This is a genomic window from Thermomonas hydrothermalis (assembly GCF_900129205.1).
Classification (GTDB): domain Bacteria; phylum Pseudomonadota; class Gammaproteobacteria; order Xanthomonadales; family Xanthomonadaceae; genus Thermomonas; species Thermomonas hydrothermalis.
This window is the reverse complement of record NZ_FQUK01000007.1, coordinates 28,239-54,816: the sequence shown is the minus strand read 5'-3', so window position 1 is coordinate 54,816 and position 26,578 is coordinate 28,239. Positions and strand designations below refer to the sequence as shown.

Sequence of the window (26,578 nt, the reverse complement as noted above, 5' to 3'; positions counted from 1 at the left end):
ACGGGAGGGAAGCAGGTACCATGCGCATCATTCTCCACCATTCCTGCGACCTCATGCTCAGCTGGTTCCGTCGCAAACCCACTGACCCCAAGCCTGCCGACCCCAAGCCTGGCAACGGCGAGCCCGCCGTGCTGGACGCAGCACCACCGGCACCCCCGGAGGTTCCTTCTGCCCCTCCCGAACAGGTGACCACGCCCGCCAGCAAACCCGGCTGGCGTGAGCGCCTGCGCGACAGCGCCCTGGCCCGCACGTTCAGCGGCCTGTTCTCGCGCAACCCCCGGCTGGACGATGCCCTGCTGGAAGAAATCGAAACCGCCCTGCTCACCGCCGATGTCGGAGTCACCGCCAGCACCCAGGTGATCGAATCGCTGCGTCGGCGCATGCAGGCGCGTGAGTTTGCCGATGCTCAGGCCTTGCGCAACGCACTGCGGGCAGAACTGCTGGCGATGCTGACCCCGGTGGCGGTGCCGCTGCGGATCGACCCGGCCAGCAAACCGTTCGTCATCCTGACCGTCGGCGTCAACGGCGCCGGCAAGACCACCACCATCGGCAAGCTGGCCCGGCGGTTCAAGGACGAAGGCCGCAGCCTGATGCTGGCCGCTGGCGACACCTTCCGCGCCGCAGCGGTGGCGCAGCTGCAGGCCTGGGGGGAGCGCAACGGCGTGGCGGTGATTGCCCAAGGCCAGAATGCCGATGCCGCCTCGGTGGCATTTGATGCCCTGCAAGCCGCCAAGGCGCGCGGTATCGACGTCCTGATCGCCGACACCGCCGGCCGCCTGCATACCCAGGGCGGGCTGATGGAAGAACTGGCCAAGGTGGCCCGCGTGCTGCGCAAGCTGGATCCACAGGCACCGCACGAGGTGCTGATGGTGATCGACGGCACCACCGGCCAGAACGCCATCAGCCAGGTGCGCAAGTTCCGGGAAAAACTGCCGGTCAGCGGGCTGGTGGTCACCAAGCTCGACGGGACCGCCAAGGGCGGCGTGGTGTTTGCGTTGGCACGCGAGTTTGGCATTCCGATCCGCTTTGCCGGGATCGGCGAACGGCCGGAAGATCTGCGCGTGTTCGACGCCGAGGCGTTCGTGGACGCCCTGCTGCCGGAGACGCTGGGCGGGTGAGCGCCGTGCCCGCACGCTGGCGTCGGGCCCTGTGGCTCCTGGCACTGCTGTCGATCGCGCTCACCGCCTGGCTGCTGCAACCGCAACGGGGCGGGCCACTGCTGCTGACCACGCTGGGACGCACACTCGACCTTGAGCTGGACGCCACCGCGCTCGATTACCGGCTGCGCGGCACCCCACAGCTGACGCTAGATGGCCTGGTCGTGCATCGCCCGGGCGATCCCCAGCCCCTGTTGCGCGTGCGCCGGGTGTACCTGGCCCTGCCCTGGCACACCCTGCTGCATGGCAACCAGGCGCTACGCCTGCGCCGACTCGAACTGGACGCTCCGGTGTTGAACCTGCCGGCCTTGCAACGCTGGCTGGCCAGTCGACCGGCAGGCGCCCTGCGTCTGCCGCGCCTCGATGACGGCCTGCGCGTACAGAATGGCCGGATCGACGCCGGCGCCCGGCACCTGGATCAGATCGACCTCGACCTGCCACGGCTGGACCCGACGCAATACTCCCGGCTCCTGCTGCTGGCACGCTACCGCGACACGGATGCCGGTCTTGCGATACCGGCCCGGCTGGTGGTGACGCTCGACTCACCGCAGGCCCTGCTGGCTGGCCGCCCTGCCCAGCTCACCGTGGAAGGCTGGCTGACCCCGACCGCCTCGGACTGGCGTCTGCCGATGGCCGTGCATGTGGCGGGTTCTTTGGTTCTGGCGGACGGCTCCCTGAAGCTGGCCCCCGCCCGCCTAGGGCTGGCCGGACGCTATCTGGCCGCGGCCCAGGTGCTGCCTTTCCGGCTCGGAGTGAACGGGTCGCTGGACCTCGATCAGCAGGGCATGCGGCTGATGCCGTTTGTCCTGCGCCTGTACGGCGACACGGCCGTCCCTGACCTGACCGCACAGGGCCGCCTGATCGTTGCCTCCCACCTGCAGGTGCAACTGCAGGGCATGCTGGCCGACTGGCCACCGGCCTGGCCGCCGCTGCCGTCCCCCTTGGCGACCTCCCGCGCACCGCTGCCGTTCACCTTGAACTACGTCGGCGCCGCGGACCTGAGCGCGCCCCTGACGCTGACCCTGCGCCGCGACGCCACCCAGTTGCAAACCCGTCTGGCATGGCCGCACCTGCAGACCTGGTTGCAGGCACCAGGCACCGGCTCGCCTCTGCCCCCACTGGACGGATGGCTGTCTGCGCCCACCCTCGAAATCGAAGGAATCCGGCTGGAAGGGGTGGAACTGCGGATAAAGGACACGCCATGACCGCCCCGACGACTGAGTTTGCGGCACGGCTGCTGGCCTGGTACGACCGCCACGGCCGCTTCGATCTGCCCTGGCAACACCCACGTACCCCGTACCGGGTCTGGCTGAGCGAGATCATGCTGCAACAGACCCAGGTGGCGGTGGTGATCCCCTATTTCCAGCGCTTCGTGACCGCCCTGCCCGACCTGCCGGCCTTGGCACACGCCCCGCAGGATCAGGTGCTGGCGCTGTGGTCGGGGCTTGGCTACTACGCCCGCGCCCGGAACCTGCACGCCACCGCCCAGCACTGCATGACGCACCACGGCGGCGCGCTGCCGCGTGATCTGGCCGCCCTGCAGGCGCTGCCCGGAATCGGCCGCAGCACTGCCGGCGCGATCCTCTCGCAAGCCTGGAACGAACCCGTCCCGATCCTGGATGGCAACGTCAAACGCGTGCTGTGCCGGGTGTTCGGCATCGAGGGCTGGCCGGGAACGCCAGCCGTGGAAAAGCAGCTCTGGGCGCTTGCCGAGCGCCTGCTGCCGCAAACGCGACCGGCCGACTGGACCCAGGCGCAGATGGATTTTGGCGCCACCCTGTGCACCCGCGCCCGGCCCGCCTGCCCGCGCTGCCCGTTGCAGGACATGTGCGTGGCGTACCGCAGCAACCGCATCGCCACCCTACCCACGCCACGGCCGAGCAAGGCGCTCCCGGTGCGCGACACCTGGATGTTGATCATCGAAGACAATGCCGGCCGCATCCTGCTCTGGCGCCGACCGCCCACCGGAGTGTGGGCCGGGCTGTGGTCCCTGCCCGAGCATGCCGAACCCGCCCAGGCGCAGACCTGGGCCAAGCGCCAGCTGGCCACTGATCTCGCCACCGCCCGCGCCCTGCCCCCGCTGGAGCATCAGTTCTCGCACTTTCGCTTGCGCATCCATCCGCAGCGGCTTGCCTGCAACGGGATGGCCTCCGCCATCGGCGATAATCCGGATCTGCGCTGGACGCCGCGGGACGAACTGCCTGCACTCGGGCTGCCGGCACCGATCAGAAAACTGCTTCAGGAGCCAATGCCATGACCCGCACCGTGCACTGTGTGGTGGACGATATCGACACCGAGGGCCTGGATTTCCCGCCCTGGCCGGGAGAACTCGGCCGGCGGATCTATGACATCGTCGGCAAACCCGCCTGGCAGCGCTGGCTTGCGCACCAGACCATGCTGATCAACGAGAACCGCCTCTCACCGCTCAACCCGCAGCACCGGGCCTTTCTAGAAGGCGAAATGGTCAAGTTCCTGTTCGCAGGCAAGGCCGACCTCCCCGCCGGTTACGTGCCCCCGGCGGGGTGATGGGATGCCCCACCCGGCGGTCACGAACCTGCCGGCGCGGTGGCTTCGGCCGGCCGTTCGACCGGCTGCGCAATCTTGCTGGCATCCCGCTCGGCCTGGCGGATCGCCTTCACGTCCAGCGGCTGGATCGACTTGATGGTGCAGGGAATGTCCGGCATGCGCGGGCCAAAGCCCACCGGAATCACCTTGTCGAACCCGGCCCAGACCTGACCCACACTGCGGCTTAAGCTGATCATGGGGGCAAAGCTCAGGTTGTTGCATGGCCCGTACAGCTTGAGCAGATAAGCACGGCCGGGGCTGGCCCAGACCGCCAGGGCGCTGTCGCCAAGCGGCGTCCAGCCATCCAGTGCCATGGTGTAGGAAAAGCTGGATACCGGTGCACCGGCGTGCTGCTCATACAGCGCCAGCTTGTCGGCATCACTCATCCGCGGCCCGCTGGCGCAACCGGCCAACACGGCCGCCGTCACCGCCAGTGCCGCCACCCAATGTGGTTTCTTGCTAGGCATCGTCATCTCCTCCTGCCGGTCAAAGGGGCATGGCGCATGATCCACGCCACAGCGTCCGCCTGCATGAAATGTGGATGAAAGCGGCCGCAGACAAGTGGGGCGGATTGCGATGATTCAGCTTCGCGCCGACGGGTCAGGCGCGCTTGGCGGCGCCATAACGGCGCTCGACGTATTCATCGATCAAGGCGATGAACTCGCTGGCAATGTTGTCACCACGCAAGGTCACAGCCTTCTCGCCATCGATGAACACCGGCGCCGCCGGGGCTTCGCCGGTGCCCGGCAGGCTGATGCCGATATTGGCATGGCGCGACTCGCCCGGCCCGTTCACCACGCAGCCCATGACGGCAAGCGTCATGTTCTCGGCGCCGGGGTGGCTGATCTTCCACTCCGGCATCTTCGCGCGGACATGCGCCTGAACGACTTTGGCCAGCTCCTGGAAAAACTCCGAGGTGGTCCGACCGCAGCCCGGACAGGCGGTGACCATCGGGGTAAAGGCCCGCAACCCCATGGTCTGCAGCAGCTCCTGCGCCACGATCACTTCCTGCGTCCGCGAGGCCCCCGGCTCCGGCGTCAGCGAGACGCGGATGGTGTCGCCAATGCCTTCCTGCAGCAGCACCGCCAGCGCGGCCGCGGAGGCCACGATGCCCTTGCTGCCGATGCCGGCCTCGGTCAGGCCTAAGTGCAGGGCGAAATCACTGCGCGCCGCCAGATCGCGGTAGACCGCAATCAGCTCCTGCACGCCGCTGACCTTGGCGCTGAGCACGATGCGTTCCTTCGGCAGGCCCAGTTCCACCGCCCGCTGCGCCGACTCCAGCGCCGACAGGATCAATGCCTCGCGCATCACCCGGCCGGCATCCCACGGCTCTGCGCGCTGGGCGTTTTCGTCCATCAAGCGCGCCGCCAGGGCCTGGTCCAGCGAACCCCAGTTGGCGCCGATCCGCACCGGCTTGCCGTAACGGATGGCGAACTCGATGAGCTGGGCGAACTGGGTGTCCTTCTTCTTGCCAAAGCCGACGTTGCCGGGATTGATGCGGTACTTGGCCAACGCCTCGGCGCAGGCCGGCTCATTCGCCAGCAGGGTGTGCCCGTTGTAGTGGAAGTCGCCGATGATCGGCACGTGCACGCCCATCATCGCCAGTCGATCGACGATGCGCGGCACCGCGGCTGCGGCCTCCGCTGTGTTCACCGTGACCCGCACCAGCTCGGAACCTGCCCGCCACAACTCAGCGATCTGGCGGGCAGTGGCCACCACGTCGGCGGTGTCGGTGTTGGTCATCGACTGCACCACCACCGGTGCGCCGCCCCCCACCTTCACCCCGCCGATCTCGACCGGCCTGGTCATACGCCGCGGACGCGGGCCGTAGCTGTCTTGATGCTGTGCGTGCATGGCGGCAATTCTACCCGTCGCTGGGCCGGCACCGGGCTGACCAGTGCCGGAACGGCGGGTATGCTGGGCGGATGCGCCGTGAACCCGAGGTCCTGACCCCCAGCCAGCTCAATACGCTGGCCCGCACCCTGCTGGAAGACAGTTTCCCCGCCATCCTGGTGGAAGGCGAAATCAGCGGCCTCAGCCGGCCAGCCTCCGGGCATCTGTATTTTTCCCTCAAGGACGAACGCGCCCAGGTGCGCTGCGCCATGTTCAAGCCCAAGTCGCAGTGGCTGCGCTTCCCGCTGCGCGACGGGCTGAAGGTGCTGGCACGCGGGCGGATCACCCTATACGAGCCTCGCGGCGACTTCCAGCTGGTGTGCGACAGTCTGGAGGAAGCTGGCGAAGGGGCACTGCGTCGCGCCTTCGAAGCCCTGAAAGCACGGCTGCAGGCCGAAGGGCTGTTCGACCAGGCGCGCAAACGACCACTGCCCGCGCTGCCGCGCCGGATCGGGGTGCTCACCTCGCCCACTGGTGCGGTGATCCGCGACATCCTCAGCGTGCTGCGCCGGCGCTTTCCACTGGTCGCTGTGGAACTATTGCCGGTTCCGGTGCAGGGGGAAGGCGCCGCGGCGCAGATCCGCGCAATGCTGCAGGCCGCCGATGCCAGCGGCCGCTACGACGTGCTGGTGCTGGCGCGCGGCGGTGGCTCGCTGGAAGACCTATGGGCCTTCAACGACGAAGCCTTGGCGCGCGCGATCGCCGCCTGTGTCACCCCGGTGGTGGCCGCCATCGGCCACGAGACCGATGTTTCGCTGGCCGACTTCGCCGCCGACCTGCGCGCCCCCACCCCATCGGCGGCAGCCGAGTTGCTGGTGCCGGACATGCAGACCCTGGCGCGACAGCTTGCCACCCTGCGCCAACGCCTGAATGCACTTGCCCACCATCACCTGCAACGCGCCGCCCAACGCAACGACCGGGCCTGGCTGCGGCTGCATGCCCAACGTCCGCAACTCCGGCTGGCCAGCCAGGCGCAGCGTCTGAGCCAGGCCAGACAACGCCTGGATATGGGCGTGCGCCAGCGCCTGCTGGGCGCGCGCGCAGAACTGCGGCATCTGTGCGCCGTGCTGCGTGGCCAGCAGCCGCAGCTGCAACTGGCCCGACACCAGCAACGGCTACTGCAGTTGCGGCGTCGCCTGGAAACCGGCATCCAGCAGTCGCTCAAGGACAGCCGCATCCGCCTGCGGCATGCCGGTGCCGCCCTGCGCGCTCAGCATCCCGGCCAACTGCTGGCACGCCTGCGCCGACGCCTGACCGAGCTGCAACCGCGTCCACGCCGGCAGCTCGAACGCACCCTGCAGATCCTCCGTCAGCGTCTGGACATGCTCGGCATGCAGCCGCAGGCCTGGATCGCCCGTCGCCTGCAACACCATTTGCTGCGCCTGGAAGGGCTGGCGCGCTCCCTCAGCGCGAACAAAGTGGACGCCACCCTCGCACGCGGCTACAGCATTCTGCTGCGCGAGCATGGACAGGTCGTTGCCAGCGTGCACGATGTGCAGCCCGGCGAACGGCTGCGCGCCCGGCTCCGGGACGGCGAACTGCGGCTACGGGTGGAGCCGACGGAATGACCGCCGGCAGGTTCAACCTGCCGGCAGCGGCACTGGCGGGCTGAACAGGAAACCCTGCCCGTAGTGACACCCCAGCGCTTGCAGGCGATCGCGCTGGTGGCGGGTTTCCACACCCTCGGCGATCAACTCGATGCCAAGGCTGCCGGCCAATGCCACGATGGCGCGGATCACGGCCACGCTCTCGGTACTGGAATCGCTTTCCAGCCCGGACACGAAACTGCGGTCGATCTTCAGGCAGGTAATCGGGAACCGGTGCAGGTAGGACAGCGCCGAAAACCCGGTACCGAAATCATCCAACTGCGCGCACACCCCATGGCGTTTGAGCAGCGCCAGGCTTTCACGGGTTCGCGGTGCATCGTCGAGCAGGGCCACCTCGGTGATCTCCACCCGCACCCGCACTGGGGCCACGCCGGCCTGATCGAGCAGATTGAGCAGGCGCTCTGCGAAATCCGGGGCCCGGAAATGCAGCGGCGAGACATTGATGGCCACATACCCAGGCAGCACATTGCGCGCCACGTCATGCACGACACGGGTATACATCAGCCAGTCGATCTGCTCGATCAGACCGCTGTCCTCGCCAACATCCAAAAACTCGCCCGGCACCAGCAACCCATTCTGCTCATGATGCCAGCGCAGCAGTGCCTCATGGCCGACGGTCGCACCGCTCTCCAGCGCCACGATAGGCTGGTAGTACGGCACGAAGCGTTCCGTCTGGATCGCTCGCCGCAGATCCATTTCCATATCCAGGCTGCGCAATGCCTGGCGATGCATTTGTTCGTCAAACAGCATGCAGCGATCGCGCCCTTCCGCCTTGGCGCGATACATCGCGGCATCGGCGTCGCGCAACATTTCCTCGCCGCTGCGATAACGCGGATGCCACATGGCAATCCCGATGCTGGCACCTTGGAACAGCTCGCGCCCGGCAATCCAGATCGGGGCATTGAGTGCGTCAAGCACGCGCATCCCCAGCTCTTCCGCCATCGCCGGGCCATCCAGCCCGTCGGCAAGGATCGCGAACTCATCGCCCCCCAGCCGCGCCACCACATCCGTGCTGCGCACACTGGCCACGATCCGACGACCGGCTTCGATCAGCAATTCGTCACCAACGGCGTGCCCCATGCTGTCGTTGACCACTTTGAACCGGTCCAGATCCATGAACAGCACGGCAAAACAGGCATCCGGTGTTTGCCTGGCATGGGCGATGGCCTGCGCCAGCCGTTCCAGCAGTTGCAGCCGATTCGGCAATCCAGTCAGTGGGTCGTGCAGGGTCTGATGCAGCAGCTTGCGCTCGATCCGCACACGCTCGCCGATCTGCTCGAGCAACTCGGCATTGGCCTCGGCCAGCTCGCGGGTGCGCTCACTGACCCGCTGTTCCAGGCTGTTATAGGCCTGAACCAGCCGGTCCTGCGCCTGCTTTCGGGCCAGGCTGCTGCCGATATGGAACGAGACAAAGGTCAGCAGATCCTGATCATGCGGGTAGAAGGCGATATCGGCGGAATAGCTCTGCACCGCGATCACCCCGACCACCCGGTCTTCCTGCCATAGCGGCACCCCCAGCCAGCAATGCGCCATGCTGCCATGGATCTGGATCTCGCCCTGGGCCTCCAGCGCAGCGATGTGCTCTCGATCGGCCAGCAGCGGCTTGCCGGTGCGGAGCACGTACTCGGTCATGCCACGCGACAGCTTGCGCGGCTGCCGGTGCAGATCGCGCTCGTCCACCGAATAGGGGAACTCCAACATAGTGCCGTCGTCGGACAGCATGGCAATGTAGAAATTGCGGGCATACAGCAACTCACTGACGACGTCATGCACTTCCGCATAAAAAACCGCCAGACTCTCGCTGGTCATCGACAGTTCGGCAATCCTGAACAACGCCCGCTGGATTTCCTGGCTGCGCTGCCGCTCGAATACTTCGATCTGCAACTCTTCGTTGGCGCGCTGCAACTCGGCAGTGCGCTCGGCCACGCGCTCTTCCAATCGCTTGCGCGCCTCGCGTCGCTCCAAAGCGGTCATCACATGCTGGGCGACAAAAACCAGCAGCACGCGGTCGGCTTCGGTATATACCCCTGCCTGTTCATAGCTTTGCACCACCAGCGCCCCGGTCACGCGACCGTCACGCCACATCGGCACGCCAAGCCAGTCCGCCGCGTCCGGGCCAGTTGCATCGCTCAACGCAACTCCGTACTGCGCCCGCAGCACATGCGAGGGCCCGCGCATGGTCTGCCCTGACATCAGCAACTGGTAGGTCAGGGAGTTTTCAAGCTCGGCTACCGGCATTTCCCGTTCCGGATCAACGGCGTAACTGTCCTGCTGATCGACGAAATAGGCAAAGCGCACGGTCTGCTTCACATCGTCAAACAGCACGATGTAGAAGTTTTCGGCATACATCAATGTGCCGATGATGGCGTGCACACGCTTGAGCATGACCGGCAGATCCAGGCCGCCACTGGCCAGATCGGCGATCTCATACAACGCCTTGCCCAGCTGCTCGGAGCGCCGCAGTTCATTGATCCGGTCGTGCGCCAGCTCCAGCGCCACAGCCTGCTCCACCAACTGCCTGGCCTGCCCCATCCAGGCATCCAGCGCCATCACAGGCCAGTCCTGCGGCAGAACCGCCATCACCTCGAACGTGCCGCCGTCGCCATCGCTCCAGGCCAGTCGCTGCCCCGTGGCGGGTGGCTCGCCGCCCGCGCTGACCGCATGACCGCGCCCCAGGGCGGGGTGGTGCCAGTCCACCCGGACGCAGGCTCCTGCCGGCAGGCTCTGCGCCAGTCGGTCAGCCGTCCCAGCCAGCATCCCATGCAGGGGCGCACGTGAAGCACTGGCGACGGAAGCCGGCAAAGGCGTCAAGGAAGCGTTCATATTCGCTCCATATTGCCTGCAATGCGCTTGGGATGCCATCGCCGGCCACAGGCAACGTCAGCCAGCGCTCGATAGCGCATCCCCCGCACCGACAGGCCACAGCAGCAAGGCTAGAATGCACGCCATGGACACTCCTTCTGCGGCGCATGGCAAAGCGCCTCTTGGTTCCCTGCGCGCGCTGTGGCCGTTCATCCGTCGCCATCGCGTGCTGTTTGTGGCGTGGCTGCTGGCGTTGGGCGCATCCTCCACGGCCTCGCTGAGCCTGCCGGTCGCCTTCCGCACCATGATCGATCACGGCTTCCGCAGTGGTGCGCCGGGCGAGATCGACCGCGCCTTCCTGCTGCTGTTTGCCGTGGCGCTGGTGCTGGCGGTGGCCACGGCGGCCCGTTTCTACTTCGTCTCGCTGCTCGGCGAGAAAGTGGTCGCCGACCTGCGCAACCAGCTGTATGGCCACCTGATCGGGCTGGATGCCGAGTTCCATGACCGCACCCGCAGTGGGGAATTGGTATCGCGGCTGACCGCCGATGTCGAACTGATCCGCAACCTGGTCGGCAGCGTCATGTCGATCGCGCTACGCAGCAGCATCACCGCGATCGGCGCCCTGGTCATGCTGTTTGTCACCAGCCCGCGGCTGGCCGCCTGGGCCTTGCTGGGAATCCCGGCGGCGGTGCTGCCCGTGGTGCTGGCGGCGCGCCGGATCCGCAAGATCTCCCGCCGCAGCCAGGATCGTGTCGCCGAGGCCAATGCCATGGCGGGCGAAACCCTGGGCGCGGTGCGCACGGTACAGGCGCATGCCCGCGAGGCGTACGAACGCAGCCGCTTTGCCGCGGCGGTGGCGCAGGCAGTGGCGGTGGCGCGCCGGCGCATCGGCGCACAGGCGCTGATGACCGGCACGACCATCACCCTGTTTTTCGGGGCGATCTCCCTGGTGCTGTGGTCGGGCGCGCATGATGTGATCGCCGGCCGGATGAGCGCCGGCACCCTGCTGCAGTTTGTGCTGTATGCGGTCTTCGGTGGCGGCTCGGTGGCTGCCCTGGCCGAGGTCTGGAACGAACTGCAGAAGGCCGCGGGCGGCATGGGTCGGATTGACGAGCTGCTGCATGAACGTCCGCGCATCGTGGCCCCGCCGCAGCCGCAACCGCTGCCCAACCCGCTGCGTGGCGAGATCGTATTCGACAACGTGACCTTCCATTACCCGCAGCACCCCGAGCGCCCGGCGCTGCAAGGGTTCAACCTGCGCGTGGCCCCTGGCGAGACGGTGGCGCTGGTCGGCCCGTCCGGTGCCGGCAAGAGCACGGTGCTGGCACTGCTGCTGCGTTTTCATGATCCCCAGGCCGGGCGCATCCTGTTGGACGGGATCGACATCCGCGCATTCGATCCGGTCAAGCTGCGCGAGGCAATCGGGCTGGTGCCGCAATCACCGGTGATCTTCGCGACCAGCGCGCGCGACAACATCCGCTATGGCGACCTCGACGCCAGTGACGAGCGCATTGCACACGCCGCCCGGCTGGCTGAGGCGGATGCCTTCATCCGCGCACTGCCACAAGGTTATGACACCGAACTGGGCGAACGTGGTGCGCGGCTGTCCGGCGGCCAGCAACAGCGCATCGCCATCGCTCGTGCGCTGCTGAAGGATGCGCCGATTCTCCTGCTGGACGAAGCCACCTCGGCGCTGGACGCGCAGAGCGAGCGCGCCATTCAGACGGCACTGGAACATCTGATGGCTGGACGCACCACGCTGGTGATCGCCCACCGGCTGGCCACGGTATTGCGGGCCGACCGCATCGTGGTGATGGAACACGGCCGGGTGGTGGCGGAAGGCCGCCATGCCGAGCTGATGGCCCAAGGCGGCCTGTATGCCGAGCTGGCCAGGTTGCAGTTCCTGGATCGACACGACTGAATCACGCCGCCCGGCCAAGGCCGGGCGGCGTGTCAGTACGATCGATTGACCAATCGCTTATTTCTGCTTCCAGCTACCACCGGACTGATACCACCAACCCGGCTTGGCGCTGTCGATCCATTGCCGTGCGAACACGGCACGAATCTGGGCTTCCCACTCGGGATGCCCGTTGGCCACTGCCACTTCCCGATAGACGGCGTTGCGGTCACGATTTTCATCGGCCACTGCGGCGGTGATCGCCACTCGATCCTTCAGATCCAGCTTGGCCGGATCACGCACGGCCACCAACCCGTCTTCCGTAAAGCCCAGCGCACCGCTGTCGAAACCGGCACGCAGCACGGTATCGAACCGCTGCTTCATGCGCGCCTGGATGGCCTGAATCGCTGGCGTCTTGATGGTGATGTCAGGCGCGGCTTGCGCCCGGGCACTGCCAATGCCCAGCAGCACCCAGGGGTCGAGTCCTTCGCTGCGCACCCGCATGCCGTCGCTGCTGGCCATCCCGCCACCACCGCCAGCCGGCGGGGTTTGCTTGATCTCCACCTTGTCGGCATCGTTGATGATTTTTTCGACGAACTCCTTGGCCGCCTCCTTGGCCTCGGCCGCCGGGAAATACACGTTGATGGTCACGCATGCACTCAGCACGAGCGCGCTTGCAAGGGGAAGCCCCCACCACTGTTTCATGACCGGTCTCCTTCTCTGACCATGACGGTTTCAATGAATCACTGGGGCCGTATCACCGCGGGTTGCGGCCCGTAACCGGTTGACCAGGGTTTCCCAGTCCACCGCCCGGTTATGGCCGACCACATCCAGACGCGGCAGGCCCTGACCCTCGACGATAGTAAAGGCGTTGCCTTCTGAACGCAGACCGGATGTGGTGCAGATCTGGTGCTCCAGCTTGCAGCCGATTCCGATGCGACGGTAACCGAAATCGTCGAACAGGCGCAGCAGCCGACCCTGCAGCGTTTGCACCAGCGAAGCCCCACCCACGCTGCTGATGTCCTGTACCGCACGTTGACTGATGCGCCGCGGCACGCCGGGTTTCTCATCGGTAATCAGCCGGGCATCGAAGGCCACCGGTGTCCAGTCCACGAGTCGCAGTCCGGTGATGCGTCCGTCCAGCCGGCCGGTGATACTGCCAAACCCCAGCACTTCGGTCAGACGCAGCAAGTCCAGATCGTCCATAGCGATATCTGCGCTCAGGCTGGGCGCAGGCCCAAATGGGCGCTCCAGTGTCAGCCCCGAGACCGCGACCCGGCCGTCGAACACGCCCAGTTGCAGGCCGCCATCGAAGTCGATGCGGTTGCCGGCGTAATGGGCCTGCGGCAGATCGCCGTTCAGCCGTCCCTTGAACGGCGGCAGGTCGAGCGCCTGCGCCACCTGGCCGACATCGACGTCGGCCAGCCCCAGACCAAAGCGCACATCCAACCCCTGCCCAGCACGGGGCGGGCGGATCCGCACGTTCGTCAGCGTCATCTGGCCGCCCATCAGCGGCACCGTCACCGGCTCCCGGGTGCGCAGTTCGCCGCCGGCGCTGATCCAGGCCGTACGCGCTGGACCAAAGCGCAAGCCGTACAACTGCCCGCCCTGCCAAGCAAGCTCACTGTTCACCGGCGCGGCGGCGGAATAGCGCAGATCACCCTGCAAGCGATCGAACACGAACCGCCCGGACGGATCTTGCACGTTGACCGCATGCAGCCGTGCGTCCACCGCCTGCAGTACACCCTCCTGCACGGTCAGGGCCAGCTCCAGACCGCCATCCAAGCCAATCCCGCTCAACCCGGCCAGACCCAACCAGGCTGACAGGTAGCGGGCCGGAAGCGGCGCCAGCGTCTCGCTGCGCGCGGTCAGCGCCAGCCGCTGCAAGCGGCCATCCGGGGCCAGTTCGGCCATCCCGCTGGCGTGCAAGGCGGTGCCGTCCTGCCAGGTCAGTTCATCCAGCCGCCAGCCAGCCGCCGCCGGCTGCTGCGCGCGAACGCTCAGCGTCACGGGCGTTCCGCCCAGCGCCACGTACGTCGAGCCGACCAGCCATTCGCCGCCCTCCAGCCGCCCCTGCAACGCAACTCGTGTGTTGTCCCGACTGGCGCGATAGTCCAGCTGCAGATGCCCTTGCACGCCCTGCGCAACGACACTGGCGTCCCCGGACTCCAGCCCGGCATCTCGCACGTCCAGCGCCCCACCCACCTGCATGTCGCCGGTCGCTGGCATGTCCACCTGCACGCCACCAGTCAACCGACCAGCAGTCAGCCGGGCCTGTGGCCACCCCTGCGCCAGCAGCCCCTGCAGCCAGGCCAGCGGCACCTGCGACAGCACCGCCTCCAGCCGGTCGGGACGGGTCGCAGATTGCGTCAGCCGAAGCCGGGTCTGCCCCTGCTGCAACTCGGCCGTGGTGGTCACCTCACCCAACCGAATCAGCAACTGCGCCGGCGCCGCACCCGCAACGCGCAACGCCCCGGTACAGCCCCACCCCCCTTCAGGCAGACGGCGCAGCTGGCAATGCCAGTCCACCTGCCGCAGATCCGCGCCCAGGGCCGGCACCTGCACACGCACCGCCTGTACCCGCAACTGGCCGGCCGTGGCCGTGGCCGGCCAGTCCAGCGCAATACGTATGCTTTCCATGGTGGCCCCTGCTGCCGACAGACGCCGGGCCTGCAGCTCCAGCGTACCTGCCGCTGCCGTGGAGGCCGCCAGCCATCCCAGCAGCCCGAAAAGATGGTTTAGGATCGGCCGGCGCATGGACGCAGGATACAAACCGCAAGGAGCATTCGCATGCACGAGCCTTCTTTACCCTCCCATCCCTGGCTGCTGCTGGTGGAAGACGATCCGGCCAGTGCCGTCTTTATGACCGCTGCGGCCACGCCCCTGCCAGCCCAGGTCTGTCAGGCCGACGCTCTGGACGAAGCGCGCGCGCTCTGTGCCGCGCACACCTTCGACCTCCTGCTGATCGACGTCAACCTCCCCGATGGCCATGGCGAGGATTTCCTGCGCGAGCTGCGTGACGCCGGCATCGCCACCCCGGCACTGGCGCACACCGCCGACCCTGACCCGGCGCTACATGCCCGTCTGCGCGCGGCAGGATTCGCGGAGGTTCTGCTCAAGCCGATCGCCGCCACCACCCTGCGCGCCGCATTGCGTCGGCATCTCCCGGAGACGGCCAGCCCGATCTGGGACGACACCGATGCACTGGCGGCACTGGGCGGACAAGCCGAGCATGTGCAAACGATGCGCGACTTATTCTTGGCTGAACTGCCGGCACAACGCCAGCGCATCGTGCAAGCCGCCATCCATGCCGACATCAGCGCATTACGTGCGGAACTGCACCGGCTGGTGGCCAGTTGTGGATTCGTCGGGGCACGCCGCCTGGAACAGGCGGTCCGCAGGTTGCAGGCATCCCTGCTGGATCCGGACGCCCTGCGTGCACTGGAAGCCGCCATCGAGGAGCAGCTGACCACCCCGGCCGCTTGACCGCGCCGGCTGTGGTCTGGGCGCGACCTCATTCGCCGGTGCGCAGCACCTCAAGCAGGGCCTGGGTCACCGGATCATCCGCCTGCCCTTGGCCTTGCAACGCCGGCAGCAGGCGCGAGGCCAATTGCTTGCCCAGCTCCACCCCGAACTGGTCGAATGCGTTGATCTGCCACAGCACCGCCTGCAGATACACGCTGTGTTCGTAGAACGCGATCAACATGCCCAGCGCCTGCGGGGTGAGCGCATCCAGCAACAGCAAGGTACTGGGACGGTTGCCCGGATAGCGGCGGTGCGGATCCTCGCTGTCTTGCCCATTGGCAAGCGCCTCGGTCTGCGCAAGCAGGTTGGCCAGCAGGGCCGCATGGTTGGCTTCAAACCCATGCGCGGCCTGGCGCACACCGATGAAATCCGCCGGCACCACCTGGGTGCCCTGATGCAAAGCCTGGAAGAAGCTGTGCTGGGTATCGGTGCCAGCCCCGCCCCACCACACCGGGGCGGTGTTCACGGCCACCGATGCCCCGTCGATCCGCACCGATTTGCCCAGGCTTTCCATGACCAGTTGCTGCAGGTAGGCCGGCAGCAGCCGCAGCCGTTCGTCGTAGGGCAGCACCGCCTGAGTTGCGGCCTGCAGGCCGTTGCGGTTCCACACCGCGGTGAGTGCATGCCAGACCGGAAGGTTCTCGCGCAGCGGCGCCTGCAGGGCGTGCGCATCCAGGGCCGCCGCCCCTTCCAGCAACGCCTCGAAGCGCTCCATGCCTAACGCCAATGCGATCGGGAACCCGACCGCCGACCACAGCGAATAGCGCCCGCCAACCCAGTCCCACATCGGCAGCACGCGCTCCGGCGCGATACCAAACGCTTCGGCCCGTTGTGGATACGCGGTGACCGCGTACATGCGCTCAGCATCGCCCAACCAGTCGCGGACGATGCCACCATTGAGCAAAGTTTCCTGAGTGGTGAACGTCTTGGAGATCATCACCGCCGCAGTGCGCGCCGGATCCAGCCCGGCCAGCACACGCTGGGCGGCGTGACCATCTACATTGGACAAAAAATGCACGCGGAAGCGCGCCTGCGGCTGCGCCAGTGCATCCACCACCAACCGCGGGCCAAGATCGGAGCCGCCGATGCCGATGCTGACGATATCGGTCACCGGGCTTGCCGCCAGCGCCTGCACCAGCTCGCGCATGCGCAGCTGCACGGACACCGCCTGGGCCCGGGCCGCCAGCGCGAACGCAGACTGCGCGACCGCACCGCGCAGGGCACTATGCAGGGCCGGCCGCGCTTCGGTGGGGTTGACGATGTCGCCTTCCAGCAGACGCCGCAATGCACCGGCCAGATCGGCACGCTCGGCAATCGCAAACAGCGCATCGAGTGCCGCGCGGTCGTAACGCTGACGGGCGAAGTTCACATACAGCGGACCGCAACGCAGAGCAAACGCCTGGGCGCGTTCGGGATCGGCGGCGATCAGGGCCGACAGCGGTGTGCCGGCCAGCCGGCGGACGTGTGCGTCTAAAGCCTCGCGCAGGCCGCCCATGCCGGTTCAGGCTGCCTGCTTGGGCATCGAGTGATTGGTGTGGGTCAGCCGGTTGTCGCGGTCCACGTACACGCACACCGGCTTGTGTGCAGCCGCCTCGGCCTCATCGCACTGCACATAGGCGCAGATGATGATCAGGTTGCCCACCTGCGACTTGTGCGCGGCCGCGCCATTGACCGAAATCACGCCACTTCCCTCCTCGGCGCGGATGGCATAAGTGGAATAACGCTCGCCGCTGGTGACATCGTAGATGTCGATGCGCTCGTATTCGCGGATGCCGGCAATGTCCAGCAGGCGGCCGTCGATGGCACACGAGCCTTCGTAGTGCAGCTCGGCATGGGTGACGGTGGCACGGTGGATCTTGCCCTTGAGCAGGGTCAGTTGCATGGGGGGACTCCGGTGGCACGACGCCCGCCGCCAGGCGGGCCGATAAGTATAGGCCGCGATGCGGCGTCGCACCAAATGCCCGTATGCGCACACCACCCCCGGTCACCGCCCGGTTTGGAGATCATCCGAAGATCCACGGCGCTTACCGCCCTGTTGCTTGCGGCACGCGCAGTCGGCCCAGTTCGCCCAGCATGTCCCAGGATTTCAGGCCACGCCCGCCCAGGTGGTGCAGCAGCACGGCACGCAGCGGCAGGCGCAGACTGGCCAGATCGTCTGGCGCTGGCAATACGTCGGCCGCCAGTGCCAGCAGGGCGCGCCCGGTGGCCGCCTCGCGCCACTCACCACCGCGCGCACTGCGCAGCCGGCATGGGCCGTTTTCCGGATCCAGACGGTAGCGTGCCGCCGGATCGATGGGGGCCCCGTCGACATCATGGTCGAGCGGCAACCCCAGGCCCTGCGATTCCAGCAGGTCACGTTCGAACCGGCGCAGGCTCCAGGCCAGCGTGTCGCCTGCGCGCAAGCGTTCGCGCAGCTTGGCATAGGCCAGATGCAGTTCCGGCTGCGGCACCTGGCGCGGCGCCAGACGCAGGCACAGCTCGTGGGCGTAGAACGCCGCCAGTGCCGGATCGCCGTGCAGGACCGGAGCCGCATCCACCGCCTCGGCAGCCACCAGCCGGGCCAGCTCGCCGGCCTGCACGGCATCAAAGCGAATCGACTGCAGCGGCTGCAAAGCGGCCCGCAGCGCGTGTTTCTTCGGCCCGGTGACGCCACGCGCCACCAGCCCGAGCCGCCCATGCGCAGCGCTCAGGACTTCGACCAGCAAGCTGGTTTCCCGCCACGGGCGGGCATGCAGGACAAAGGCAGGCTCGGCGGTATAACGCATAGGGTTACGCCGGACCGACGCTGGCGCTCACTCCTGGTAGCCGAGCTCGCGCAGGGCCGCCTCGTCGTCACTCCAGCCTTCGCGCACCCGCACCCAGGTCTGCAGAAACACCTTAGCGCCGAACAACCGCTCCATCTGCACTCGCGCACGTGCACCGATCTCGCGCAGGCGCTCACCGCCCTTGCCGATCACGATGGCTTTCTGGCCCTCGCGCTCGACCCAGATCACTGCATCGATGCGGTACATGACCCCCGCCTGCGGCGAGGGCTCTTCCTCGAACCGTTCCACTTCGACGGTAGTGGCATAGGGCAGCTCAGCGCCGAGCTGCCGCATCAGCTGCTCGCGCACCAGTTCGCCTGCAAGAAACCGCTGGCTCTTATCGGTGATCTCATCTTCGCCATAGACCGGCTCACCTTCCGGCACCAACGCCAGCAGGGTCTGCACCAGTGCGTCCAGCCCGCTGCGCTTGAGCGCCGACACCGGATGCACCGCAGCAAAGTCACGCCCAGCGGTCACCTCGGCAATGAACGGCAGCAGCGTGCTCTTGTCCTTGAGCCGATCCACCTGGTTGATCACCAGCACCACCGGCACACCCGCCTTGCGCAGGGCCTCGAACGCCAGGCCATCCTCGTCGTCCCAGCGGCCGGCGGCAATCACCAGCATCGCCGCGTCCACGCCATCGAGGGCATTGCGGGCCGCACGATTCATCATCCGGTTCATCGCCTTGGCCGAACGCCGGCCCTGTTCGCGATGGATGCCTGGGGTATCCACCAACTGCAACTGCCCGCCGGGGAAGGTGGCAATCCCCAGCACCCGGTGCCGGGTGGTCTGCGGACGATTCGAGGTGATGCTGATCTTGGCCCCGACCAGGGCATTGACCAGGGTGGATTTGCCGACGTTCGGGCGGCCGATCACCGCAACCGCGCCGCTATGCCGGGGGGTGAACGTGTCATGCATGGGGTGCGATCCGATCCAGGGCGGCCTGCGCCGCCTGCTGCTCGGCGGCCCGGCGCGAGGTGCCCTCGCCTTCGGTCTGCAGGGCGGGGGCGGTCAGGGTGCAGCGAACCCGGAACAGGCGGGCGTGATCCTCACCGGACTCCTGCAGCAGGGTATAGACCGGCAATGGATGCTGGCGTGCCTGCAGCCATTCCTGCAAACGGGTCTTGGCATCCTTGCCGACCTTTCCGGGCGGCGGCAGGGCGGCGATCAGCGGCGCAAACCAGGGTAGAACGGCGGCCTTGCAGGCATCGAATCCGGCGTCGAGATAGATCGCGGCCACCACGGCTTCCAGCGCATCGGCCAGGATCGAATCGCGACGATGGCCGCCGGTTTTCATCTCGCCCGGGCCCAGCACCAGGTGCGCGCCCAGATCGAGGGTGCGGGCGATTGCCGCCAGCGCCGACTCACGCACCAGTTCGGCCCGGGCGCGGGTCAGTGCGCCCTCGTCGGCCTGCGGCCAGTGCTGGTACAGCGCCTCGGCCGCGATCAGGTTGACCAGGGCATCGCCCAGAAATTCCAGCCGCTCGTTGTGCGGGCTGCCGGCGCTGCGATGGGTCAACGCCTGCGTCAGCAAGGCCGGGTTGGTAAACGCATGCCCGACCTGCAACCGGCGGTACTCACTCAACGCTGGCACCACGTGGCATCACCTGCTCGGCATGGAACTTGCCGACCACGTCCAGGTTGGCCAGCAGCGGCTCACGGCGCTCGTAATCCACCACCAGCTTCAGGCCGCCCTCGCCAGAGTCGAACTTGAGCGCGTCCATCTCCTTGACGTGGTCTGCATAGTTCATCTCCAGACGCCGCTGGTAGAACTTGCGGATCTCGTCCTTGGAAGCACCGGCCAGACTGGAGTCCTCCGCAAGCCCTTTCAACGCCTGTTTCACCGAATAGAACTCGATGTACATCGGCACGATCTTCATACCGACATAGGCAAAGAAGATCACCACGCACAGGGTGATCAGAAACCCCAACATGGTCATGCCGCGCTGCATCCGCTTCATGTGCTGTTCCCCTCAAAAATCAGACTGGGTGATGAAAACCGCCCGGCGGGCCGGGACGGGGCATTGCAGCCCTGCCTAGTGTTGCATGGCTTGCCGCCTGCCGCACAACCGGCCATGTGGCGTAACCGGCCGGTACTGTGCAGTCAGGGAATGCGATCGCCAATGCGGGAAAAATCCACCCAGCGCGGCGCACTGGCATCGAAGTTCATCCAGATCATGAACGCCTTGCCGCGCAGGTTGGCCTCCGGCAGAAACCCCCAGAACCGGCTGTCCTCGCTGTTGCCGCGGTTGTCGCCCATGACGAAGTAATGCCCGGCGGGGACGGTCCACTCGCCCTCGGCGAGGCTGAACTCGCGCTCCAAGACCTGATGCGGACGCCCCGGCAGGGCCTCGGTGAGCAGCATGTCGCCGGTCTCACCGGCGCCCTGGCCGACGCCGGTATAAATGCCGTCCACGTGATACGGCAACACGGTGCCGTTGATGCTCACCTTGTGATCGTGATAGCCGATGGTGTCGCCGGGCAGGCCGATCACCCGCTTGATCCAGTCTTCGTTGGGCCGCATCGGCGGCCGGAATACCACCACGTCACCGCGCTGTGGCTCGCCGATGTCCAGGAATTTCCGGTTGGTGATCGGCAGCCGCAGCCCGTAGGCAAACTTGTTGACCAGAATGAAATCGCCGATCAACAGGGTGGGCATCATCGAGCTGGACGGAATCCGGAACGGTTCGGCCACGAAGCTGCGCAAGCCCAGTACCAGCGCCAGGATCGGGAAAAACGAGCGGGCGTAATCGACCAGCACCGGCTCCCTGGCGTCGCCACCGGCGGCGGCGATGGCCGCCCGGCGCTTGGCAAACACCTGCCGGTCGATCAGCCAGATCAGACCGCTGAGCAGGGTCAGGCTCACCAGGATCGTTTCGAACCACACCATCATGCGCTGCTCTCCTTTGTCATCGGCGCCACCCATGCCGGCGGCAGGCAAGCGACGGCAGCGCGCCGTCGGCCTGCTTAGGCACGAAAAACACCGAACGCATCACTTGTTGTCCACCTGCAACACGGCGAGGAAGGCTTCCTGCGGGATCTCCACCCGCCCGACCTGCTTCATCCGCTTCTTGCCTTCCTTCTGTTTCTCCAGCAGCTTCTTCTTGCGGGTGACGTCACCGCCATAGCACTTGGCCAGCACGTTCTTGCGCAGCGCCTTGACCGTGGTCCGGGCGATGATCTGGCTGCCGATCGCGGCCTGGATGGCCACGTCGAACATCTGCCGCGGGATCAGATCTTTCATCTTCTCGCACAGCTCGCGGCCGCGGCGGTCGGCCTGGCTGCGATGGACGATGATGGACAGCGCATCCACCCGATCGCCGTTGATCAGCGTATCCACCCGCACGAACGGCCCCGGCTGGAAGCGCAGGAAGTGGTAGTCCAGCGAGGCATAGCCGCGGCTCACCGACTTGAGCTTGTCGAAGAAATCCAGCACCACCTCAGCCATCGGCAGCTCATAGCTGATCTGCACCTGGCTGGCCATATAGGTGATGCCCAACTGCACACCGCGTTTTTCTTCGCACAGCTTGATGATGTTGCCGATGTAGTCGGGTGGCGTGAGGATGTTGGCGCGGATGATCGGCTCGCGGATCTCCTCGATGTGATTGACCGGTGGCAGCTTGGCCGGGTTGTCGATCGGAATCACCGTGCCGTCGGTCTTGACCACTTCGTACACCACGGTCGGCGCAGTGGTGATCAGATTGAGGTCGTATTCGCGCTCCAGCCGCTCCTGCACGATTTCCATGTGCAGCATGCCGAGGAAGCCGCAGCGGAACCCGAACCCCATCGCCTCCGAGCTTTCCGGCTCGAAGCGCAGCGCGGCATCGTTCAGGCGCAACTTCTCCAGCGCCTCGCGCAGGGCCGGGTAGTCTTCGGCATCGACCGGGAACAGGCCGGCAAACACCCGCGGCTGCATTTCCTGGAAGCCCGGCAACGGGGCCGGCGCCGGATCGTTGGCCAAGGTGAAGGTGTCACCCACCGGGGCGCCGTGGACGTCCTTGATGCTGGCGGTGACCCAACCCACCTCGCCGGCACCAAGCCGGTCGAGCAGCTTGCGCTTGGGCGTAAAGACACCGACCTGATCGACCTGGTGGGTGCGCCCGGTGGACATCACCAGCAACTTGTCGCCGGGGCGGATCTCGCCCTGCATCACCCGCACCAGCGACACCACCCCGAGGTAGTTGTCGAACCAGGAATCGATGATCAGCGCCTGCAGCTTGTCGGTATCACGCGGCTTCGGCGGCGGGATGCGCTTGACGATCGCCTCCAGCACCTCTTCCACGTTGAGCCCGGTCTTGGCACTGATCGCTACCGCCTCGGAGGCATCCAGACCAATCACCGCCTCGATTTCCGCCTTGACCTTGTCGATATCGGCGGTGGGCAAGTCAATCTTGTTCAGCACCGGCACCACTTCCAGCCCCTGCTCCACCGCGGTGTAGCAGTTGGCCACCGACTGCGCCTCCACGCCCTGGGCGGCGTCCACCACCAGCAGCGCGCCCTCGCAGGCCGCCAGCGAACGGCTGACCTCATAGCTGAAATCGACGTGACCGGGTGTATCGATGAAGTTGAGCTGATAGGTGTGACCATCGCGCGCGGTGTACGGCAGCGACACCGACTGCGCCTTGATGGTGATGCCGCGCTCGCGCTCGATCGGATTGTTGTCGAGCACCTGCGCTTCCATCTCGCGCTCACTCAGACCACCGCACAGCTGGATGATCCGGTCGGCCAGGGTGGATTTGCCGTGATCAACATGGGCGATGATGGAAAAGTTGCGGATGAACCGCATCGCGTCGGGCTGCATGGACACTCGATACTGACGATGACGGCCGCGGGCTGCGGCCGTCCATGAAACAAGCGCGGCATTATCGCACAGCACCGCCCGCCCCCTTCGCCGGGGCGGGCTGCCGGGTCACCCGGCCCGACTCATTCGGGCTTGGGATTGACCGCCACGTAGCGGGTGCCGCCACCGCGACGGATCAAGAGCATCACCGGCTTGTCGGTGCCAGCGGCGCGCAACTGGGCATTGAGCGCATCCACACTACCGACGTCGTTGCGACCCACCGCCAGCACCACGTCACCCGGCTGCAGGCCAGCGTCCCGCGCAGCCTGACCGGTCACCCGGGCAATCAACACGCCTTCCTTGGGCTGCAGGCCAAGCCGACGCCGCTGCTCTTCGCTGAGGTCCTGTCCGACGATGCCAAAGGCATTGCCGTCCGTTGCTGCCGGCGCCTTGCCGGTTCCCGTGTCCCGACCTGCAGAGGCAGTGGCGTCGTCCAGCGCCCCCAGGGTCGCCACCAGGGTGCGGGGCTTGCCGTCGCGGATCACCTCCAGGGTGACCCGCGATCCCGGCGCCATCGACCCGATCACCGGCGGCAGATCGCTGGATTCATAGATCGGGCGGCCATTGACGCTGCGGATCACGTCCTGACGCAGCAGACCGGCGCGTTCGGCCGGGCTGCCCGGCTCGACGCTGGCCACCAATGCGCCGCTGACGTCCTGTAACCCCAGCGCCCTTGCGGTATCGCGATCCAGCCCCTGCACCTGCACGCCGAGCTGGCCGCGCACTACTCTGCCGGTCGCCTTGAGCTGCTGGACGGCGTTCATCGCCACATCAATCGGAATGGCGAAACTGACGCCCATGTAGCCGCCGGAGTTACTGAAGATCTGCGAGTTGATACCGACCACCTGGCCGCGGGTGTCCAGCAGCGGCCCGCCGGAGTTGCCCCGGTTGATGGCCACGTCGGTCTGGATGAACGGCACATAGCGCTGGTCGGCATCCGGATTGGCGCGCCCGACCGCGCTGACGATACCGGCGGTCACCGAATGATCCAGCCCGAACGGCGAGCCGATCGCCACCACCCACTGCCCCGGCTTGAGGCTGCGCGAATCACCGATGCGCACCACCGGCAGGTCACGTGCGTCGATCTTGAGCAGCGCCACGTCCGACTGCGGATCGCTGCCCACCACCTTGGCGGTGAACTCGCGCCGGTCAGCCAGCTTGACGTGCACGGTGTCAGCCCCATCGATCACGTGATGGTTGGTCAGCACATAGCCATCGGCAGAAATGATGAAGCCGGTGCCCAGCGAAACCCCACGCGGCCGCGGCTGCGGCCCGCCGGGAATCCCGGGCATGCCCGGCAGCAGGTCAGGGCCGAAAAAGCGACGGAAGAACTCGGGGATCTGGTCTTCGTCGTCGCCTTCATCCCCCGGCGACAGCGGGCGTGCCGAACGCCGCGCAATCGCCCGGCTGCCGATCTCGGCCTGCACGCTGACCACGGCCGGCCCCACCTGCTCCACTAGGCGGGTGAAGTCCGGCAGGTTGCCGACCAGATCGGGGGCCGGGGCTGCCGGAGCTGCGGGCGCCGCGACCGCCGGCACCTTGGCACTGGCCGGGGTCTGGCCGCTGCAGGCGCCCACACCAGCCACCGCCAGAGCGGTGACCAGCAGGATGGGACGCAGCGATTTGATGCGTTGTGCAGACATGGGAACACTCCTTCGGAGATGAACGAACGAAGCGAAAAAACACCTGCAGGCCGATCAGACGCCTGCACTTGAAAAGTTCCACCGACGAGGGTGGCCAGGCCTACAAATGTCGGCCCTTAAGGGTGTGCCGAACACACGTCAGCTCGATGCGGCTCAGGGCCGGGTGGACGCGGCGTCTTCACCGTCCTGCACCCGCCGCTCCGGCAGCGAACCTGGCCGCAGCCACTGCAATGGCCGCGAGTCAAAAGGCGCAGACAGCACCGGGAACCCATCCGGCCGACCGACCTCCAGGCGCGCCGGCTGAGCCGGCAGGCCAAACCCGACCGTCACCCCATCCTCACCGCCATACTGCGGCAGGATCCGGCGCGGCCAGGGCCGGCTGACGATGGTGTCCGGCACAGACACCGGCTGCGCCAAGGCAAGGCCAGCGTCCTCGGTGGGGGCGCTCGCCGTCGCGGGGACCACTGGCGCGGAGTCAGACCGTCGCAGCTGCGAACCGGCACGAGTAGCCGGCCGAGCCACAGCCGCCACCTGCACCGGCGCCGTCGAGGCCGCCACGCTGGCGACCTGTGGCGCGACGACTGTGGCGGGCGCGGAAGGCGCGGGCCTGGGCACGGACGCAACCTGCGCGCTCGGTGCCGCTGAGGCGCGAGCCGTCTGCGCCGGCGGCGTGGTCATGCGTGGCGCCAGCGGCAGCACCGCCAGCAGCGCCAATGCCGCGGCCAGGGCGCCGCCGCCCGCCCAGAGCCAGCGATTGCGGGTGCTGGCGGCCGGTCGCACCGACGGCTGCGTCGGTGCCTGCAAGGCAGCCGCCACCCGCAAGGCGAAATCGGCCGGCAGGTGTCGCTCCGGGGTCATGCCGCGCATGATGTCGCTGGCAATCCGCCAGCGCTCCCAGCAAGCCGCCAGCGCCGTGTCGTGACGCAGACGGCGCAGCAGGAAGCGGGTCTGATCCTCCGGCAGCATGCCATCCATCAGCGCGGACAACTGCTCCCGGCTGGACAGCTGGGTCAGGCCAATGCAGTGACGGTCGGTATCGGCGTTGGTGTCCATGGGCATATCCGGGTACGTCAAGACGACGCTTTCGAACGTTTAGTGGCGGGCTGCGCCTGATCGAGCAGCGGGCGCAGGCGGGCGTCGATGGCCTCGCGGGCGCGGAAGATGCGCGAGCGCACCGTCCCGATCGGACACCCCATGCGCTCGGCGATCTCCTCGTAGCTCAAGCCTTCGATTTCGCGCAGCGTGATCGCCTCGCGCAGCTCCGGCGGCAAGGCTTCGACCGCGGCAATCACGGTTTGTTCCAGCTGCTGGCGCATCAGCTCCCGCTCCGGCGTGTCGTGATCGCGCAGGCGCAGACCGGAGTCGAACTGTGCCGCCTCGTCGAGGTCGATGTCCTCGCTCGGCGGGCGCCGGCCATGTGCCGCCAGATGATTGAGCGCGGTGTTGACCGCGATCCGGTGCAACCAGGTGGAAAACTGTGCATCCCCGCGAAACCCGCCGATGGCGCGGAAAGCGCGGATGAACGTCTCCTGTGCCACATCCTGGACGTCCGACCAGTCATGGATGTAGCGGGAAATCACCGCCGCCACCCGATGCTGGTATTTGCGCACCAGCAGATCGAACGCAGCCAGATCGCCACGTTGCACGCGGGCCACCAGATCCTGATCCAGCGCTTGCGACACCCGATCCTCCGTCATTTCCGCCGCGCCCTCCGTGTGGCCCGGCGTGTTCCGGGCGTCTATGACAGGCGCACCGGCGCAAAAGTTCCGCCGCTGCACCACCCACCACCACACCGGTTTGAACATGCACTCAAGCCGGTACCGGCTAGGATAGCGGCCTACCCAG

General features: G+C 67.0%; 23 protein-coding genes. 7 read left to right on the top strand and 16 right to left on the bottom strand.

The window, feature by feature from the left end:
- Positions 1-53 precede the first annotated feature (53 nt).
- The 4 genes from ftsY to BUA29_RS03240 are packed head-to-tail and all read left to right on the top strand — an operon-like array spanning position 54 to position 3,683.
- A complete protein-coding gene (gene ftsY / locus BUA29_RS03255; RefSeq protein ID WP_084602327.1) occupies positions 54-1,118 on the top strand; it encodes a signal recognition particle-docking protein FtsY in 1,065 nt (354 codons plus the stop codon).
- Positions 1,115-2,362 carry an AsmA family protein gene (locus BUA29_RS03250; protein ID WP_072755195.1) on the top strand — a complete coding sequence of 416 codons (1,248 nt, stop codon included), beginning with the start codon at positions 1,115-1,117 and terminating at the stop codon, positions 2,360-2,362. The genes ftsY and BUA29_RS03250 overlap by 4 nt, the downstream gene beginning before the upstream one ends.
- On the top strand, positions 2,359-3,414 hold the full coding sequence (gene mutY, locus BUA29_RS03245) for an A/G-specific adenine glycosylase (RefSeq protein ID WP_072755194.1): 1,056 nt from the start codon (positions 2,359-2,361) through the stop codon (positions 3,412-3,414). Before BUA29_RS03250 ends, mutY begins: the two co-directional genes overlap by 4 nt.
- Positions 3,411-3,683: an oxidative damage protection protein gene (locus BUA29_RS03240; protein WP_072755193.1), complete on the top strand. Its 273-nt coding sequence runs from the start codon at positions 3,411-3,413 to the stop codon at positions 3,681-3,683. Before mutY ends, BUA29_RS03240 begins: the two co-directional genes overlap by 4 nt.
- A 20-nt stretch (positions 3,684-3,703) precedes the next feature.
- Here the strand turns inward: BUA29_RS03240 and BUA29_RS03235 are convergent, their stop codons facing one another.
- Positions 3,704-4,189 (bottom strand): DUF6491 family protein, encoded by a 486-nt coding sequence (locus BUA29_RS03235; RefSeq protein ID WP_072755228.1) that lies wholly within the window; start codon positions 4,187-4,189, stop codon positions 3,704-3,706.
- A gap of 133 nt (positions 4,190-4,322) precedes the next feature.
- Positions 4,323-5,576: a flavodoxin-dependent (E)-4-hydroxy-3-methylbut-2-enyl-diphosphate synthase gene (gene ispG, locus BUA29_RS03230; protein ID WP_072755192.1), complete on the bottom strand. Its 1,254-nt coding sequence runs from the start codon at positions 5,574-5,576 to the stop codon at positions 4,323-4,325.
- Positions 5,577-5,647: 71 nt separating this feature from the next.
- Between ispG and xseA the strand changes: the two genes are divergently transcribed.
- Positions 5,648-7,183 carry an exodeoxyribonuclease VII large subunit gene (gene xseA, locus BUA29_RS03225; protein WP_072755191.1) on the top strand — a complete coding sequence of 512 codons (1,536 nt, stop codon included), beginning with the start codon at positions 5,648-5,650 and terminating at the stop codon, positions 7,181-7,183.
- A gap of 12 nt (positions 7,184-7,195) precedes the next feature.
- Here xseA and BUA29_RS03220 read toward each other — a convergent pair whose 3' ends face one another.
- A complete protein-coding gene (locus BUA29_RS03220; RefSeq protein ID WP_245770494.1) occupies positions 7,196-10,045 on the bottom strand; it encodes an EAL domain-containing protein in 2,850 nt (949 codons plus the stop codon).
- Between the two features lie 124 nt (positions 10,046-10,169).
- On the opposite strand from BUA29_RS03220, the gene BUA29_RS03215 reads away from it, so the two are divergent.
- Entirely contained in the window at positions 10,170-11,945 is a 1,776-nt protein-coding gene (locus tag BUA29_RS03215) for an ABC transporter transmembrane domain-containing protein (RefSeq protein ID WP_072755227.1), read from the top strand.
- A 57-nt stretch (positions 11,946-12,002) separates the two neighbouring features.
- Here BUA29_RS03215 and BUA29_RS03210 read toward each other — a convergent pair whose 3' ends face one another.
- Positions 12,003-12,572 carry a YdbL family probable chaperone protein gene (locus BUA29_RS03210; RefSeq protein WP_245770493.1) on the bottom strand — a complete coding sequence of 190 codons (570 nt, stop codon included), beginning with the start codon at positions 12,570-12,572 and terminating at the stop codon, positions 12,003-12,005.
- An 84-nt stretch (positions 12,573-12,656) separates the two neighbouring features.
- On the bottom strand, positions 12,657-14,678 hold the full coding sequence (locus tag BUA29_RS03205) for a translocation/assembly module TamB domain-containing protein (protein ID WP_072755188.1): 2,022 nt from the start codon (positions 14,676-14,678) through the stop codon (positions 12,657-12,659).
- Positions 14,679-14,711: 33 nt separating this feature from the next.
- On the opposite strand from BUA29_RS03205, the gene BUA29_RS03200 reads away from it, so the two are divergent.
- Positions 14,712-15,407 carry a response regulator gene (locus BUA29_RS03200; protein ID WP_072755187.1) on the top strand — a complete coding sequence of 232 codons (696 nt, stop codon included), beginning with the start codon at positions 14,712-14,714 and terminating at the stop codon, positions 15,405-15,407.
- A gap of 28 nt (positions 15,408-15,435) precedes the next feature.
- Here the strand turns inward: BUA29_RS03200 and pgi are convergent, their stop codons facing one another.
- The 11 genes from pgi to rpoE form a co-directional block, all read right to left on the bottom strand.
- Positions 15,436-16,941, bottom strand: coding sequence for a glucose-6-phosphate isomerase (pgi, locus tag BUA29_RS03195; RefSeq protein WP_072755186.1), 1,506 nt, complete (start codon positions 16,939-16,941; stop codon positions 15,436-15,438).
- Positions 16,942-16,947: 6 nt separating this feature from the next.
- Entirely contained in the window at positions 16,948-17,328 is a 381-nt protein-coding gene (gene panD / locus BUA29_RS03190; RefSeq protein ID WP_072755185.1) for an aspartate 1-decarboxylase, read from the bottom strand.
- Between the two features lie 142 nt (positions 17,329-17,470).
- Complete coding sequence (gene recO, locus BUA29_RS03185) at positions 17,471-18,211, bottom strand: DNA repair protein RecO (protein WP_072755184.1); 741 nt, start codon at positions 18,209-18,211, stop codon at positions 17,471-17,473.
- A 27-nt stretch (positions 18,212-18,238) separates the two neighbouring features.
- On the bottom strand, positions 18,239-19,168 hold the full coding sequence (gene era / locus BUA29_RS03180) for a GTPase Era (protein ID WP_072755183.1): 930 nt from the start codon (positions 19,166-19,168) through the stop codon (positions 18,239-18,241).
- On the bottom strand, positions 19,161-19,844 hold the full coding sequence (gene rnc, locus BUA29_RS03175) for a ribonuclease III (protein WP_072755226.1): 684 nt from the start codon (positions 19,842-19,844) through the stop codon (positions 19,161-19,163). Before rnc ends, era begins: the two co-directional genes overlap by 8 nt.
- Complete coding sequence (locus tag BUA29_RS03170) at positions 19,828-20,211, bottom strand: DUF4845 domain-containing protein (protein WP_072755182.1); 384 nt, start codon at positions 20,209-20,211, stop codon at positions 19,828-19,830. Before BUA29_RS03170 ends, rnc begins: the two co-directional genes overlap by 17 nt.
- Positions 20,212-20,354: 143 nt before the next feature.
- On the bottom strand, positions 20,355-21,140 hold the full coding sequence (lepB, locus tag BUA29_RS03165; RefSeq protein WP_072755225.1) for a signal peptidase I: 786 nt from the start codon (positions 21,138-21,140) through the stop codon (positions 20,355-20,357).
- 102 nt (positions 21,141-21,242) lie between these two features.
- The gene (gene lepA, locus BUA29_RS03160) at positions 21,243-23,051 is read right to left on the bottom strand and encodes a translation elongation factor 4 (protein WP_143148783.1); all 1,809 of its coding nucleotides are present in this window, start codon (positions 23,049-23,051) and stop codon (positions 21,243-21,245) included.
- 122 nt (positions 23,052-23,173) lie between these two features.
- Positions 23,174-24,733, bottom strand: a complete 1,560-nt coding sequence (locus BUA29_RS03155) for a DegQ family serine endoprotease (protein ID WP_072755180.1) — start codon at positions 24,731-24,733, stop codon at positions 23,174-23,176.
- A gap of 153 nt (positions 24,734-24,886) precedes the next feature.
- On the bottom strand, positions 24,887-25,786 hold the full coding sequence (locus BUA29_RS03150) for a sigma-E factor negative regulatory protein (RefSeq protein ID WP_072755179.1): 900 nt from the start codon (positions 25,784-25,786) through the stop codon (positions 24,887-24,889).
- A 17-nt stretch (positions 25,787-25,803) separates the two neighbouring features.
- Positions 25,804-26,430, bottom strand: a complete 627-nt coding sequence (gene rpoE / locus BUA29_RS03145) for an RNA polymerase sigma factor RpoE (protein WP_072755224.1) — start codon at positions 26,428-26,430, stop codon at positions 25,804-25,806.
- Positions 26,431-26,578 lie beyond the last annotated feature (148 nt).